Raw genomic sequence first — 13,897 nt, 5'->3', positions numbered from 1 at the left:
TTGGGAAGCGGTATTTGCTGGTCAATTTACATTTTTCAGTGTTCATTTTGCAATTTGCAATCAACACCGAGGCCGGTCAGCCACAAACCCCCAAAGTCGTCCAGTTTCCCTCCACGCAAACATTTTCGTCAGCCCACCGCAGCACCCCCGCTTGATCGTATTTGCCACTCGACGACACTAAGGATCTCTCGTATCCCGTCACGCCGTTTTCGCAAATTCGATCATGCAGACCGCCCCTCCTTTCTCGACCTCCCGAACCGACATCGCGGGTCAATCCGTCAGCGACTTGGCCGCCCAGTTCGGCACTCCGCTGTACGTCTACGACATCGATCCGATCGAACAACGGATCCGCGATCTGTCGATGTTCGACGTCATTCGGTTCGCTCAAAAGGCATGCGGAAATCTGGCGATCCTCGATCGCGTCCGCAAACGGGGGGTGGTGGTTGACGCGGTCAGTGCGGGCGAAATCAGGCGGGCAATCGCGGCGGGATACTCGGCCCAGCCCGGCAGTCACGACATCGTTTACACCGCCGATATTTTTGATGCCGAATCGCTCGATTTGGTGATCGAGCACGGGCTGATGGTGAACTGCGGTTCGCCTGACATGATCTCGCAATTGGGCGAGCGGCGACCGGGCAGCGACGTCACCCTGCGGATCAATCCGGGCTTTGGTCACGGCCATAGCCAGAAGACCAACACCGGTGGCCAACAGAGCAAGCACGGGATCTGGCACACGCAGATCGACGACTGCTTGCTGCGTGCCGATCAGTCCGGAATCACGATCACGGGACTGCACATGCACATCGGCAGCGGCACCGATCTGCAGCACCTCGGTGAAGTTTGTGGTGCGATGGAAAAGGCTGCGATCCAGGTCGGCCGAACGATCAAGACCATCAGCGCCGGCGGGGGTTTACCGATACCCTACAAGGATGGTGAGACTTATGTGGACTTGGCCAAGTATTTCGAGCTTTGGGACGGCGTCCGAAATCGACTCAGCGAGCAATTTGGTCATCCGATCGAGCTGGAAATTGAACCGGGGCGTTTCTTGACAGCCGAAAGCGGGTCGCTGATCGCGGAAGTGCGGAGCGTCAAAAAAGTCGGCGACAATTTGTTCACGCTGGTCGATGCCGGTTTCAACGATTTGGCTCGCCCGGTCATGTATGGGGCTCACCATCCCATTTCAGTTGCTGCCGCGGCCGGTGCCGTTGATGCGTCGCAGCGAGAATCGATCGAAATGGTGATCGGCGGGCCGCTTTGTGAATCCGGCGACATTTTCACTCAGCGAGAAGGCGGATTCGTCGATTCTCGTCTATTGCCCATCGTTCGCGTCGGTGATTTCATCGTGATCGAAAACGCCGGTGCCTACGGATTCGTGATGGCCAGCAATTACAACAGCAAGACGCGAGCGGCCGAGGTGCTGATCGAAGACGGCCAAGCCAAGTTGATCCGAAAACGAGAAACGTTTGAGGATCTGGTTCGAGGCGAAGTGATCCCGGACTGATGATTGATCCGCGATAACGATGAATCACCCGATGCTGGCGGCGGTGCTGCTGCCTGGCCGGACGTCACCTCCTGCGCCCGGTGCCTTTTGGGTATGATCTTTTGGAGATTGAACGTCCAAAGCACATTTTCCCGCGAACAAGAACCGACACCATGTCTGACGAAACCAACGCTTTCCTAGATGCCATCGCCGACCGTGACGCCGCCGCGATCCGCAAAGAGATGGCTGGATCCGAATTCGTGCTGATCAGCATGTCCGACGGTACCGAAGACGAGGAAGATGGCAGCGGAGCGTTGACGGCCGAAATCGATGGCGACGACGCGTTGGTCGTTTTCACCAGCGAAGCATTGGCTGGCGAATTCGTCAAAGAACAAGAAGATCTGTTCGAGGATTCCGAAGAAGTCGAAGGGCTGGTCGTCGAAGGCGAAGCGTTGCTCGAGTACCTTCCCGAAGGTTTCGGCATGCTGATCGACCCCGAAGTCGAAGAGTCCGCAATGATCGACCCAGCCTTGGCCGCCGAAGTCGCTGCGATCAAAAAGTAAGGACCGTGCGACTTTTTATAGTCGCCTTTCGCTCCGCGAAAGTAGCGGATTCGCTACTTTCGCAGAGCGAAAGGCGACACTCATTTCTCGCTCGTTGGTAATTCAAAGAAGCAGCGCTGTTAAATCGCGATTTTGCCGTCGCGAATCTTCTTTGAACGCTCGCGAATCGATTCCATCAAGTCGGCGTCTTTTCGCTCCAGGTTTTTTAACTGCATGCTCATGCGGTGGTTGTCTTTAAACCGATCTTTGTTGCGGTCTAAGAAATCCCAATACAAAGTCGTCAATGGACAAGCATCGTCGCCGCTTGCTTCGGCATACTTATACTTGCATCCTTTGCAGTAATTACTCATCCGGTTGATGTAGTTTCCGCTGGCGCAATACGGCTTCGTCGCCATCACACCTCCGTCGCCATGCTGGCTCATTCCCAGTGCGTTGGGCAGGCTGACCCAATCGACCGCGTCGGCGTACATCGCCATGTGCCACTCGTTGAACTTGGCTGGATGGACGCCGTAAAGTTGAGCGAACAAACCAAGCACCATCAACCTTTGAATGTGATGCGCGTACGCGGTGTCGATCAGCAATCGCATCGAATCAGCGACGCAGGCCATGTCGGTTTTGCCGTCCCAAAAGAACGAAGGAACGTCTTGGTCGCAGTCGCAGTCCAACGAATTCAGTTCGGCGTACTCAGGCATTCGCGACCAGTAGATGCCACGCACGTATTCGCGCCATCCCAAAATCTGACGCACGAAACCTTCGACGGCATTCAGCGGTGCCTTGTCTTCTTTGAACGCCGCCACCGCCGCCTCAACGACCTCGCGGGGGCTTAACAGATGCAGGTTGATCGCGTGCGAAAGTCGCGAGTGGTACAGGAACATCTCATCGTTCCACATGGCGTCTTGGTAGTCGCCGAACATGGCCAGCCGATGATCGACAAAATCATCCATCGCGATCAGAGCTTGGTCGCGTGTGACCGGCAAATCGAACTGGTCAGCTTTCCCGGGATGGTCGGCAAACCGCGACTGAACCATCTTGATCACTTCGGACGTAACCTTGTCAGGTTTAAAGCTGACCGGTGGTCGGACTTCGCCCGGTCCGCCTTTCCCAAACTTGCCACGGTTTTGTTTGTCATAATTCCAATCGCCACCGACCGGTTTTCCATCGTCATCCATCAGGACAGCGTGCTCTTTTCGCATCACACGATAGAACTGTTCCAAAACCATTGACTTACGGCCGTCGGCCCATTCATCAAACCGGTCCAGCGAACAGTAGAACGTTCGGTCTTCTCGCTGGTCGATGGCAACATCGTGCTTGGTAGCGACTTGGTGAATGGATTCGTTGACCCGATAGTCACCGGGCCGAACAAACACGATCGATTCAAAATCGTGATCTGACAACGTCTGCGATAAGATGGTAGCAAAACTGCTGTCGTTGGCTTCGGAGGCGTCGCTGGATTGGTCGCTGCTTAAAGCGTTGTAAAGAACGGTCTTGCCGCTGTCTTTCAATTCGTCGCGAAAGTGCCGCATCGGCGCGAAGAACGCTACCAACCGATATTGGTGGTTCCAAACATGAGTTGCCTCTTGCTGGTTCTCCGCCATCCAAACCTGATCCAGATCGGCATCAAAACCATCGAAAGCCGCCGAATCGTGATTGAGTTGATCGCCAAAAACAAGAATAAGATTTCGCATTAAATCGTTTGGTAGAAAATGGTTGAGCCGTTGAGGTGTCTTTCAGTCTCGTTTCGCGTCAAGCTTCGCTGGGTCTGATTGCCAAAGAGCCTCTTTCGAGCCGTAGCTGATCCCGCTCGGGTTCGGTTGTGAATCGGCTTGGGTTCGACTGACCCCTGGCAGGATCAGCTACGTGTTTGTCGTGGGTTTTAGATCAGACTGGAAAAACCGGGCGACATTTATTGCTCTGTCGGTCGTTGCGGCATTTCGGACCGCTTTCCAGCCAGCTATCCTAAGGTAACCGCCCAACTCCCAAACCTGGCTTCATGGCAAAATCAATCTGGCCCAGTGACGAGAAAACTGAAACGCTGTTAGGTGCTGCGCGAGATGGCGATGACGACGCCGTCAACAAATTGCTGGAACGGCATCGCGGTCCGATTCGGCGGTTGGTTGAAATGCGTTTGGATCGAAAGGTTCAGCGGCGTGTCGATGTTTCGGACGTGGTTCAGGATGTATTGATCGAAGCCAATGGGCGATTGGGCAAGTACCTTGATGACCCTGCGATGGCGTTCCATCTTTGGCTGCGACAAATTGCCTGGGACCGCATCATCGATACCTATCGTCGGCATCGGGTCAGTGCAAAACGCAACATGGATCGCGAACAGCCGATGACGGCGGCCGGACCTGCGGACCAGTCAACGATGAATTTGGCGGTCCAGCTTTGTGATCCAGCGATGACGCCCGCCGCCGCCGCGACTCAGCGTGAGATTGCTGAGAAGGTTGAATCGGTGATTGAACAACTCGGCGACCAGGACCGCGAGATTATCCTGATGCGTCACTACGAGCATTTGACCAATCTTGAGATCGCGGAGGTGCTGAAATTGAATCCGCCAGCGGCAAGCATGCGTTATCTGCGAGCGGTTCGGCGTCTGCGTGAACTGCTCGAAGAACAGCAGGTTGAATCACCCGATGATTGAACCAGTCCTGTGACCACTTCCAGCGACACCGATTCCAGCGACGCTTCTTGCAGCGAAACGGAACAACAACTGGCAAACGTTTTGTCGGATGTGACCGATGCGATTTGTCGTGGCGAATTGATCGACATCGAAGCGATCTGCGAACAGAATCCTGAAATCTCCGGTGAATTGAAACGTTTGCTAGGCGCGGTGTTGATTACCGACACAGCCGGCGCGGTTGGTGATGAAGGCCCCGCCGCGGATGACCAGGAAACCAGTCCGGATGCCCCCAAAAGTCACCCGATGAAACGTTGGCGTAGCTTGAAGCTGCCGACCACGGTGGGTGACTACGAATTGATCGAAGAACTCGGTCGCGGTGGCATGGGCGTCGTTTTTCGAGCACGACAAATCAGCCTGGATCGCGAAGTCGCGGTCAAGATGATCTTAAGAGGACGCTTGGCCAGCGATGTGGATCTGAGCCGGTTTTTGGCGGAGGCTTCGGCGACCGCAAAGTTGGAACATCCGCACATCGTTCCGGTCTACGATGTCGGCGACGTCGATGGCCGCCCATTCTTTAGCATGCAGTTGATCGACGGCGTCACGTTGACTGAATTGGTTCAAAGCGGACCACTGCCCCAGCGACAAGCCGCAGAAATCGTCAAAGCAATCGCTCGAGCAATCGGCTGCGCCCACCGTGCTGGAATTCTGCATCGCGATTTGAAGCCCAGCAACGTTCTGATTTCCAAAGATGGCACTGCGCTGATTTCAGACTTTGGCTTGGCAAAGCAATCGGGCGCGGTGGGTGATTCGAGTGGAGATTCAGGCGCCCGCAATTTGGAAAATAGCGACTCCGCCAACCAAGACCTCACGCGAAGCGGAATGTTGCTGGGGACGCCGGCGTACATGTCGCCCGAACAGGCCAGCGGTCGGCGGATTGCGGTCGGTCCCGCGTCTGACATCTATGGGCTTGGCTGCGTTTTGTACTTTGCACTGACCGGCCGTTCGCCATTCATCGCCGATTCACCGATGGATGTGGTGATGATGGTGATCGAGCAGGATCCGGTGCCGCCGCGAGTTTTAAGGCCAGACATGAATCGCGATCTGGAAATGATCGTGGTTCGCTGCATGCAAAAACCGATCGACCTTCGCTACGAAACCGCGGATGCGTTGGCGGATGACTTGGCGGCGTACTTGGCGGATGAACGAGTGTCCGCCCGAAGCGGACGGTTTAGCCAGGTGATCGCACGCCTGTTTCGCGAAACACATCACGCGTCGGTTCTGGAAAACTGGGGCACGCTTTGGATTTGGCACTCGCTCGTTTTGCTGGTCGCTTGTTTGTTGACGTTTACGCTCGATTACCAGGACGTTCAACAGCGTTGGATCTACGCGACGATGTGGACGCTAGGTTTGGGTGCGTGGGCCGCGGTGTTTTGGAAGATGCGACAACGGATGGGACCGGTCACGTTTATCGAAAGGCAGGTCGCGCACGTTTGGGGTGCCAGCATGATCGCCATCGGATTGCTGTTCCCGTTCGAGTGGTGGATGGGTCTGCCCGTGCTGCGATTGTCACCGATGCTGGGCGTGATCAGCGCGATGGTTTTCATCGTCAAAGCAGGCATGTTAAGCGGAGTGTTCTACATCCAGGCCACGGCACTGTTGCTGGCCGCGGTCGCGATGGCTTTCCAACCTGAATTCTCGCACCTAATTTTCGGAGTCGTCGCAGCCGCATGTTTCTTCGTGCCCGGCTTTAAGTATTCCCGCCAATCGCGACTGCGCCGGGTTTAGAGCATTGAGTCCAAGAGTAGTCCGTAACCCGCTCTATCAAGCCTTACGCCGGGCGGCGACCGCGTCGGCAAGATCCTGTAGCACTGCGACGGTTTCGTCCCAACCGATGCAGGCGTCCGTGATGCTTTTGCCGCGGACCAAGTTGCCATCGCTGAGACTTTGGTTTCCTTCGACCAAGTTGCTTTCCACCATCACGCCCATGATTCGATGGTCGCCGTCGGCAACCTGGCTGCAAACGTCGCGGCAAACGTAACGCTGTCGCTTGTGCAGTTTTCGACTGTTGGCATGAGAGGTGTCGATCATGATTCGCGGTTTCAGCTTTGCCTTTTCCAGTAATGCCGATGCCGTATCGATGCTGGCTGCATCGTAATTCGTGTGCAGGCCGCCTCGCATGATGACGTGACAATCGCTGTTGCCGGTGGTCGCAAAGATGGCCGAGGTGCCTTCTTTGGTGACCGACAAAAAGTGGTGCGGTCGCGAAGCAGAACAAATGGCATCGACTGCGATTTGAACATTGCCGCTGGTCCCGTTTTTGAAACCGACCGGGCATGACAAACCCGACGCCAATTCGCGGTGCCCCTGGCTTTCAGTCGTCCGCGCCCCAATCGCACCCCAACCGACCAAGTCGGCAACATATTGCGGGCTGATCAAGTCCAAGAATTCTGTTCCCGTTGGCAAACCGAGTGCACTGATGTCTCGCAGCAGGCCTCGAGCGGTCCGCAGCCCTTGGTTGATTTCAAAGCTATCGTTCAAATTCGGATCGTTGATCAGGCCTTTCCAGCCAACGGTTGTCCGCGGCTTCTCGAAATAAACCCGCATCACAATCAGCAGTTCGCCTTGGTGCTTTTGCTGTTCAACCGCCAACAGTTTGGCGTAATCGATCGCCGCGTCCGGGTCGTGGATCGAACAGGGACCGACAACGACGACCAAACGATCATCGGCACCGGATAAGACCTTTTGGATCCCGGCGCGACCATCGGCAACGGTCTGGGCGACGGTCGGCGTTGCCGGGATTTCTTCCATCAACTCTTGAGGTCGCATCAGCGGTTTCATTGCTCTAATGCGGAGGTCATCCGTTGCTGGTGCAAGTGTCGAAGTCTGGTTTTCTTTGGTCATCAAGTTGCCTAGGCGTTGAATCAGAATCGGTTCGTGGGCTTCGACTATCGTTGATGGGCGAAAAAGATCAATCCCTGCTTGTGCAGTTGGCCGAATTGACGTTGCCGAGCCCATGTCACAGGCCGAAAAAAAACTCGTAAGGCGGGGGCCAGAATTGGCTGCAAAGTCTATCCTGTAGAGCGTTCAACGACTCCAAAAAACTTCAGGGAACATGGGATGACACAATCCAACCACGATTCGAGCAATTTACCGCTGACCGGGAAACGAGTCCTGCTTCTGACCGGCGAGATTTACGAAGATCTCGAGCTCTGGTATCCCAAACTGCGGTTAGAAGAGGCGGGTGCATCGACGTTGATGGCCGGACCGGAAGCCAATCAGCCGTACGCGGGAAAGCATGGTTACCCGTGCAAAAGCGAAGCGGCGATCAGCGATATGGTCGAGGCCGATTTTGATGCCCTGGTCGTTCCAGGCGGATTTATGCCGGACAAACTCCGCCGCGACACCGTGCTGTTGGATTTGGTCCGAGATTTCGACCGAGCCCGCAAGCCGATTGCCGCGATTTGTCACGGCGGCTGGATTCCAATTTCGGCAGGCGTCTACAAAGGCGTCCGCGTGACCGGATCACCAGGAATCAAGGACGACCTAGTCAACGCCGGTGCCACCTACGAAGACAAATCCGTCGTCGTCGATGGCCACCATGTTTCCAGCAGAAGACCCGACGATTTGCCAGACTTCTGCCGAGCCCTGATTGCACTGATGCTAAAGGCGTAAAGTCCGTTTTGCTAGATCGGGTTCCCAGCGTTCCCCGCAAGCCGTGGGGCTTCGAGAATCGGGAGTTTGGTTTCCGGTAAAACCAAATCTGACTTGACCGTTATTTAATTTAGTTTCCAGCGTCGATCGAATCGGTCACAAAATTGACCGCACCATCGCCCAGCAGAACGCGAGTACCGCCGTGGTGATGACTGATCAGAGCAGTGCCCCCAACGCCGCGCAGGGTTTCTAAATTGTTTAACCGCGTGGGCATCGCCCCGCGCGTCGCGCGTCCCCGAGCGCGCAGGTCGATGCCCACGCGGTTTAACTGGAATGCGGATGTTATTTCGGAACAATTGCTTAGTTGGCCAAAATCCGCAGCGCTAGATACGGCACCAAGTTGAATACCAAGACCAGCAATTTGTAGTTGGCTAAGTATTGGAAGTAGCTTTTGCGCAGGTCTGCTGCATCGACTTCAAACCACTTTGCATGCAGGTTTGCCACAAAGTTTCGCCCAACAACCAACGCGGTCGTCGACAAAATCAGCAGGCCAAAGTTGATCAGCGTACACCAACCAAGAAAGTTGGCGATTTCATTGAGTGTCATGACAAAAATCCAGCAGGCAGAGGTGATTGATAGTCGCCTTTCGCTCCGCGAAACTGTGTTCGTACTTTCGCAGCGTGAAAGGCGACATTTCTTTTTCGCTCGATTCTCTATCGAACAGCAGCGTTAGCTTAGACGATTTCGATGAACACTACGAGGAAAGAACACACTCAATTGCATCGAGCCTTTGTTGCATCGCTTTTCCCAATCGACCACGCGTTTCAATGTATCGCTTTTCCTCAGCCAATTGCATTCGCCAACCCGGCTCGTTTCGTTTGCAAAAATGCGGCCCGAAAAGTATGGCTGCTTTACGATCGAGCCCCTGATACGCAGGATCGCTTGCATGTCGATTTTGCTCGAACCGCATGATCACGTATTCCCAACGTCCGGCGGCCGACTGTTCGTCGTTTAAGTGAAAGCCTGCTTCGATTCCCCATTGTCGCAGCAGTTCTGGATTGCGATTGGGTTGGACAACAACATTCTTTGGGACTCGATCAGGGAAGGTCTTCAAAATGCGAACCATCGATCTGGCACCCATTCCACAAATGCTGACGCCATCGGCTTCGTCTTGCACCAATCCAGCAAACCCATCGGCAAGTCGCACTTCGGCATTTAATCCCAACAGCGTGCTGTGAGAATTTTCAAACGGTTGGCGTTTGTTTTCAATCGCAATGCCGCGATCAATTCGGCCAGCCGTTAGCAGCGCTTTTAGCAAGTGCCCGTGGTCCGAACCGATGTCGGCGTGGACGGGCCAGCGAATTTGGCGAGCGACCGTTTTTAGACGTTCGTCAAGACGCGGCATGATGCATGCCTAGGGCGTCATCAACAGGATTGCCAAGTCATCCGGTTTTCCGGGAACGTCGGCATCAGTCTGTTCCATGCGGTCGGTCGCCAACTTGACCAGCGAATTCATTCGATCCAGTGGCCGACCAACACGAGCGATCGCTGAGACTTCGCCGAGGTGTAGATTGTCGAATAATCCGTCGCTGGCAATGACGATTGAATCGCGAGCTGAGAGCGAAACGGCGGGACCGATTTCGATGTGCATGCTGCGAGACCCGACCAGATTTGACACGATGTGACGTTCGTCATGATGCATCGCATCCGCTTCGTCGATCATCCCCGACTCGATCGCGTAGCCGACCGGTGAATGTGACATCGATTTCCAACGGATCGCCCCGCGTTGACCCACGATCATGGCCATCGAATCGCCAACTTGATATCCACGAGCGATTCGATTTCGGACTTCCACGACCGAGATCGTCGTTGCCGCACCGGTGCCCATGTCCAAAATTTCAGCGTTCGCTTTTTCGATTCCGTCCAAAATTGCTGGACGAAGATCAGCCGAATGCAGTGCAGGATCCAAAGTAGACGCGGTCAGGCTTTCGGCCAAACACTCCATCGCGATCGCGGACGCCTTGTATCCAAGCGGAGCTCCGCCGACACCGTCTGCTACAGCCATCACAATCGAACCACACGGGGTGTAGATGATTGCTGCGCTGTCGTCGTTGGGTTCTTCTTTGCCTGGACAAACTCGCGAGAATGCAACCAGATGCCCATCTGCAGCAGCTCCTTCACCAATACAGATCAGTTCGGGCTGATCCATGTTGCCTTCCAGGAAACATCGGTGGGGAGGTGTCAGTAACGCGGGCATCGTTGGGATTCAGGTATCAATGAGATGTGGTGTGGCCGTAGTGTAACGCGTTAAAGTTTACCACCAATACTCAGTTTCTATCCCGGCGAGCGAATCGAAATGCCTTCAAACGCGACTTTTCCCAAGCTTGGGCCATTTTTTCGGCATCCGCGAAACGTTCGCGAGGTTTGATCGCAACGGATTTTTGAATGATAGCGATTACGCTGGGATGAACTCGTTTGCGGATCGCAGCAGAACCTGGAAACGGCCACTCGAACGGGTACTCGGGCCAATGGCTTGATAGCATCCGGTAGGCAATCAATCCGATCGAAAAAACGTCGCTGCGTTTGGACGGTTTTCCCATCGCCTGTTCAGGTGCCATGTACCCCAGCGTTCCCGTTCCTGAACCGCTGATCGTTTTCTGCGCAGCTTTGGCGATGCCAAAATCAGTCAACCGCAGCGTATCGGTGTTCGTGTCAGGATCGCGAAAGAGCAGCACGTTTTCTGGTTTGATGTCGCAGTGAATCACGCCGCGAGAATGCGCGTGTGCTGTCGCGTCCAGCAATTCGGCCGTGAACTCAAACGCAGTTTCAAAACTCATGCGTTTCTTGATTCGCTCGTCCAACGTCCGCGTCGCAAGCGGCGATACGATCACAAAGTTACCATCAATAAAACTGGCGTCTCGGATCGGCAGGATGCCGGGATGTTCCAGGCTCATCGTCAGCTTGGCTTCGCGGCGAAACTCGCTGATCAGGTCATCGGTAACCCAACGCATGTTTGGAATCTTCAGTGCGACCTTAATCGAAAGCAGCGTGTCGGTTGCCGCATAGACGTCCGCAAAACCACCTCGGCCAATCCGGCGATCCAGCCGGTACTTGCCCAAACGACTGCCGACTCGGACCGCTTTCGCGGCATTCGTTTTCGCAGAGTTCGTTTTCGCAGAGTTCGAGATTTCAGAACGCGGCAAGGTGCTGGGCTGCATGGGTGTGGGAATGAAGGGCCATCGAATACTGCTAGATGTTACGCTGCCGTGCGGCGTTGTAAACTATCGCACCGATCAATTTTGTTTGACTCGCTTCACCGACCACACTACAACCCCACCGCCGCCTGATGACAAGCCTCTTCGCTGGAACTCCCTTCGACATTCCGCCACAGTGCGATCATTGCGGCAAGCTTGAAAGCGAATGCGTTTGCACGGCGCAAGACAAGGCCGATCGGGAATCGGCAAAACAGCGGCAGGCGGATCGGTTGCCACCTTCGCAGCAAACCGCACGGATCAGCGTCCAAAAACGCAAGGGCGGACGCATGGTGACCGTCGTCGAAGGCTTGACCGCCAAGGCCAACGACTTGCCGTCAATCCTGACTCAGTTACAAGCCGCGTGCGGAACCGGCGGGACGGTCAAGGCCAAGGATGATCTGATCGAATTGCAGGGCGATCATCAAGAAAAGATCGTCAGCGAGATTAAAGAACTCGGATATCGAGTCAAGCAGTAGGCTTCGTCTGCCGGTGGAGCATTCCAAGAATTGGAAACGCTCACTCTGAATCCAGCGATCGCCGCATCCACGATGTGTAGCCGCCGCTCACGTTGGCTGCATCGAATCCGTTTTGACGCAAAATTCGTGTTGCGACGTAACCACGTTGACCGACTTTGCAGTAGGCTGCGATCGGTTGATCGCTGGGGAGTTCGGCAAGATGTTCGCGGAGTGATTCCAGCGGAATGTTGGTTGCGTCTGGAATGTGCCCATCGCTAAATTCGCCTTCGCTGCGCACGTCCAACAAAAAACGCTCTGAATCTTCTTTGGATTGAATATCGTCAACGTGCAACACCGGTTGATCGCCCCGAAGGACTCCGGACGCAACAAAACCCGCCATGTTTATTGGGTCTTTCGCATGCCCGTATTGGGGTGCGTAACACAACTCTGCTTCTTCCAAGTCGTACACCGTCATGCTGGCTTGGATGGCCATCGCGATCACGTCGATCCGTTTGTCGACGCCGTTGGTTCCAACGCACTGGGCACCCAAAATCACACCGTCGATCGGATCAAACAGCAGTTTCAATGTCAGACCCTGGGCACCCGGATAATACCCAGCGTGATCCGAAGGGTGAACATAAATTTTTTCGTAGGGCATGTCGTGTCGCTGCAGCAGCTTTTCACTCAAACCGGTCATCGCCGCGGTCATCCCAAAGACGCCCACCACGGCTGTGCCTTGCGTCCCGCGATAGGTCGACGACCGACCAAAAATATGATCCGCCGCGATTCGGCCTTGTCGATTCGCTGGACCGGCCAACGGAATTTGAACCGGCGTTTTCGATACAAAGCATGACACTTGCGTCACGTCGCCAACGGCGTAGATATTGGGATCCGACGTTTGCATCGAATCGTTGACGATGATGCCACCGCCGGGACCACATTCAATATCCGCGTCAACTGCCAACTGGCTTTCAGGTCGAACGCCGATGCTGACAACCGCAAAGTCGGCGTCCAAACTCTGCCCAGACTTCAACTGAATCGTCAAACCATCACCTGCCGATTCCTGAAAGCCAATCGCGGATTCACCCAAAAGAACCTTCACTCCCTGTTCACCCAAGTGTTTCTCGATTGGCTGGATCATTTCACGATCCCAAGGCGGCAAAATTTGGTCGGCCAACTCCACAACAGTGACATCAATGCCGCGCAGAACTAGGTTCTCCGCCACTTCCATGCCGATGAATCCAGCGCCGACGATCACAGCACGCTTCACACCCGAAGTAGCGATCGCGTGCATTCGATCGGCGTCAGTCAGGTCACGTAATTCAAGCACCTTTGAACTGTCGATTCCGGGAATGGGTGGACGAAACGGCGACGCGCCAGTTGCAATGATTAGCTTGTCGAACGATTCGGTGTACTGGTCCCCCGTTTCCAGATTCGACACATGAACCTGCTTGCGATCGCGGTCAATCTTGGTCACTTGGCTGCGAACGCGGACGTCTAAGCGATGACGGTTGCGCAGCATCTCCACCGGCGCAACCAGCAGTTTTTTTCGCGACTCAATTTTCCCGCCGACATAATAGGGCAAGCCGCAATTGGCAAACGAAGGATGATGCCCACGCTCAAGCACAACGATTTCAGCAGTTTCATCAAGCCTTCTAGCACGAGCCGCCGCGGATGCTCCGCCAGCAACACCACCAACGATCACGATCTTCATTTGAGTCATCTCTTTTAGGGTTACAGGTTGGTAGTCGCCTTTCGCTGCTATGAGGGAATCTTAGTCAAGGTGAAATTCGGGTTTTCTTTGGAAGTTCCGATTTGCATCGCAAGCTGCTATTCGATCGTACGAGGGGTAGCCCGCAGATCATTCAACAAAG

Annotated in this window: 14 protein-coding genes; 6 read left to right on the top strand and 8 right to left on the bottom strand. The window is 54.8% G+C overall.

Annotation, left to right across the window (positions count from 1 at the left end):
• Positions 1-223 precede the first annotated feature (223 nt).
• Both lysA and RC85_RS21850 read left to right on the top strand, forming a co-directional pair.
• On the top strand, positions 224-1,501 hold the full coding sequence (lysA, locus tag RC85_RS21855; protein ID WP_068266869.1) for a diaminopimelate decarboxylase: 1,278 nt from the start codon (positions 224-226) through the stop codon (positions 1,499-1,501).
• Positions 1,502-1,653: 152 nt separating this feature from the next.
• A complete protein-coding gene (locus RC85_RS21850) occupies positions 1,654-2,043 on the top strand; it encodes an SseB family protein (RefSeq protein ID WP_068266868.1) in 390 nt (129 codons plus the stop codon).
• Positions 2,044-2,162: 119 nt separating this feature from the next.
• Here the strand turns inward: RC85_RS21850 and RC85_RS21845 are convergent, their stop codons facing one another.
• The gene (locus tag RC85_RS21845; RefSeq protein ID WP_068266867.1) at positions 2,163-3,728 is read right to left on the bottom strand and encodes a cryptochrome/photolyase family protein; all 1,566 of its coding nucleotides are present in this window, start codon (positions 3,726-3,728) and stop codon (positions 2,163-2,165) included.
• A 305-nt stretch (positions 3,729-4,033) separates the two neighbouring features.
• Here RC85_RS21845 and RC85_RS21840 point away from each other — a divergent pair, with 305 nt between their 5' ends.
• Both RC85_RS21840 and RC85_RS21835 read left to right on the top strand, forming a co-directional pair.
• Positions 4,034-4,684 carry a sigma-70 family RNA polymerase sigma factor gene (locus RC85_RS21840; RefSeq protein ID WP_068266866.1) on the top strand — a complete coding sequence of 217 codons (651 nt, stop codon included), beginning with the start codon at positions 4,034-4,036 and terminating at the stop codon, positions 4,682-4,684.
• A gap of 9 nt (positions 4,685-4,693) precedes the next feature.
• The gene (locus RC85_RS21835) at positions 4,694-6,448 is read left to right on the top strand and encodes a serine/threonine-protein kinase (RefSeq protein WP_068266865.1); all 1,755 of its coding nucleotides are present in this window, start codon (positions 4,694-4,696) and stop codon (positions 6,446-6,448) included.
• 36 nt (positions 6,449-6,484) lie between these two features.
• Here RC85_RS21835 and RC85_RS21830 read toward each other — a convergent pair whose 3' ends face one another.
• The gene (locus RC85_RS21830) at positions 6,485-7,564 is read right to left on the bottom strand and encodes a 3-deoxy-7-phosphoheptulonate synthase (protein ID WP_068266871.1); all 1,080 of its coding nucleotides are present in this window, start codon (positions 7,562-7,564) and stop codon (positions 6,485-6,487) included.
• 216 nt (positions 7,565-7,780) lie between these two features.
• Here RC85_RS21830 and RC85_RS21825 point away from each other — a divergent pair, with 216 nt between their 5' ends.
• Positions 7,781-8,335, top strand: coding sequence for a type 1 glutamine amidotransferase domain-containing protein (locus RC85_RS21825; protein WP_068266864.1), 555 nt, complete (start codon positions 7,781-7,783; stop codon positions 8,333-8,335).
• Between the two features lie 109 nt (positions 8,336-8,444).
• Here RC85_RS21825 and RC85_RS28315 read toward each other — a convergent pair whose 3' ends face one another.
• The 5 genes from RC85_RS28315 to RC85_RS21800 all read right to left on the bottom strand — a co-directional run bounded on the left by RC85_RS28315 (position 8,445) and on the right by RC85_RS21800 (position 11,532).
• A complete protein-coding gene (locus tag RC85_RS28315) occupies positions 8,445-8,588 on the bottom strand; it encodes a DUF1559 family PulG-like putative transporter (RefSeq protein ID WP_200836867.1) in 144 nt (47 codons plus the stop codon).
• A gap of 86 nt (positions 8,589-8,674) precedes the next feature.
• On the bottom strand, positions 8,675-8,920 hold the full coding sequence (locus RC85_RS21815; protein ID WP_068266862.1) for a DUF6868 family protein: 246 nt from the start codon (positions 8,918-8,920) through the stop codon (positions 8,675-8,677).
• A 148-nt stretch (positions 8,921-9,068) separates the two neighbouring features.
• A complete protein-coding gene (locus RC85_RS21810) occupies positions 9,069-9,719 on the bottom strand; it encodes a class I SAM-dependent methyltransferase (RefSeq protein WP_068266861.1) in 651 nt (216 codons plus the stop codon).
• Positions 9,720-9,728: 9 nt separating this feature from the next.
• Positions 9,729-10,571, bottom strand: coding sequence for a PP2C family protein-serine/threonine phosphatase (locus RC85_RS21805; RefSeq protein WP_068266860.1), 843 nt, complete (start codon positions 10,569-10,571; stop codon positions 9,729-9,731).
• 70 nt (positions 10,572-10,641) lie between these two features.
• Positions 10,642-11,532, bottom strand: a complete 891-nt coding sequence (locus RC85_RS21800) for a serine/threonine-protein kinase (protein ID WP_068266859.1) — start codon at positions 11,530-11,532, stop codon at positions 10,642-10,644.
• Between the two features lie 128 nt (positions 11,533-11,660).
• Between RC85_RS21800 and RC85_RS21795 the strand changes: the two genes are divergently transcribed.
• On the top strand, positions 11,661-12,044 hold the full coding sequence (locus tag RC85_RS21795; protein ID WP_068266858.1) for a translation initiation factor: 384 nt from the start codon (positions 11,661-11,663) through the stop codon (positions 12,042-12,044).
• A gap of 40 nt (positions 12,045-12,084) precedes the next feature.
• On the opposite strand, the gene RC85_RS21790 is transcribed toward RC85_RS21795, so the two are convergent.
• Positions 12,085-13,746 (bottom strand): FAD-dependent oxidoreductase, encoded by a 1,662-nt coding sequence (locus RC85_RS21790; protein WP_238383200.1) that lies wholly within the window; start codon positions 13,744-13,746, stop codon positions 12,085-12,087.
• Positions 13,747-13,897: the final 151 nt, after the last annotated feature.

It is taken from the genome of Rubripirellula obstinata (assembly GCF_001642955.1).
Classification (GTDB): Bacteria; Planctomycetota; Planctomycetia; order Pirellulales; family Pirellulaceae; genus Rubripirellula; species Rubripirellula obstinata.
This window is presented reverse-complemented; position numbering and strand designations above follow the sequence as displayed.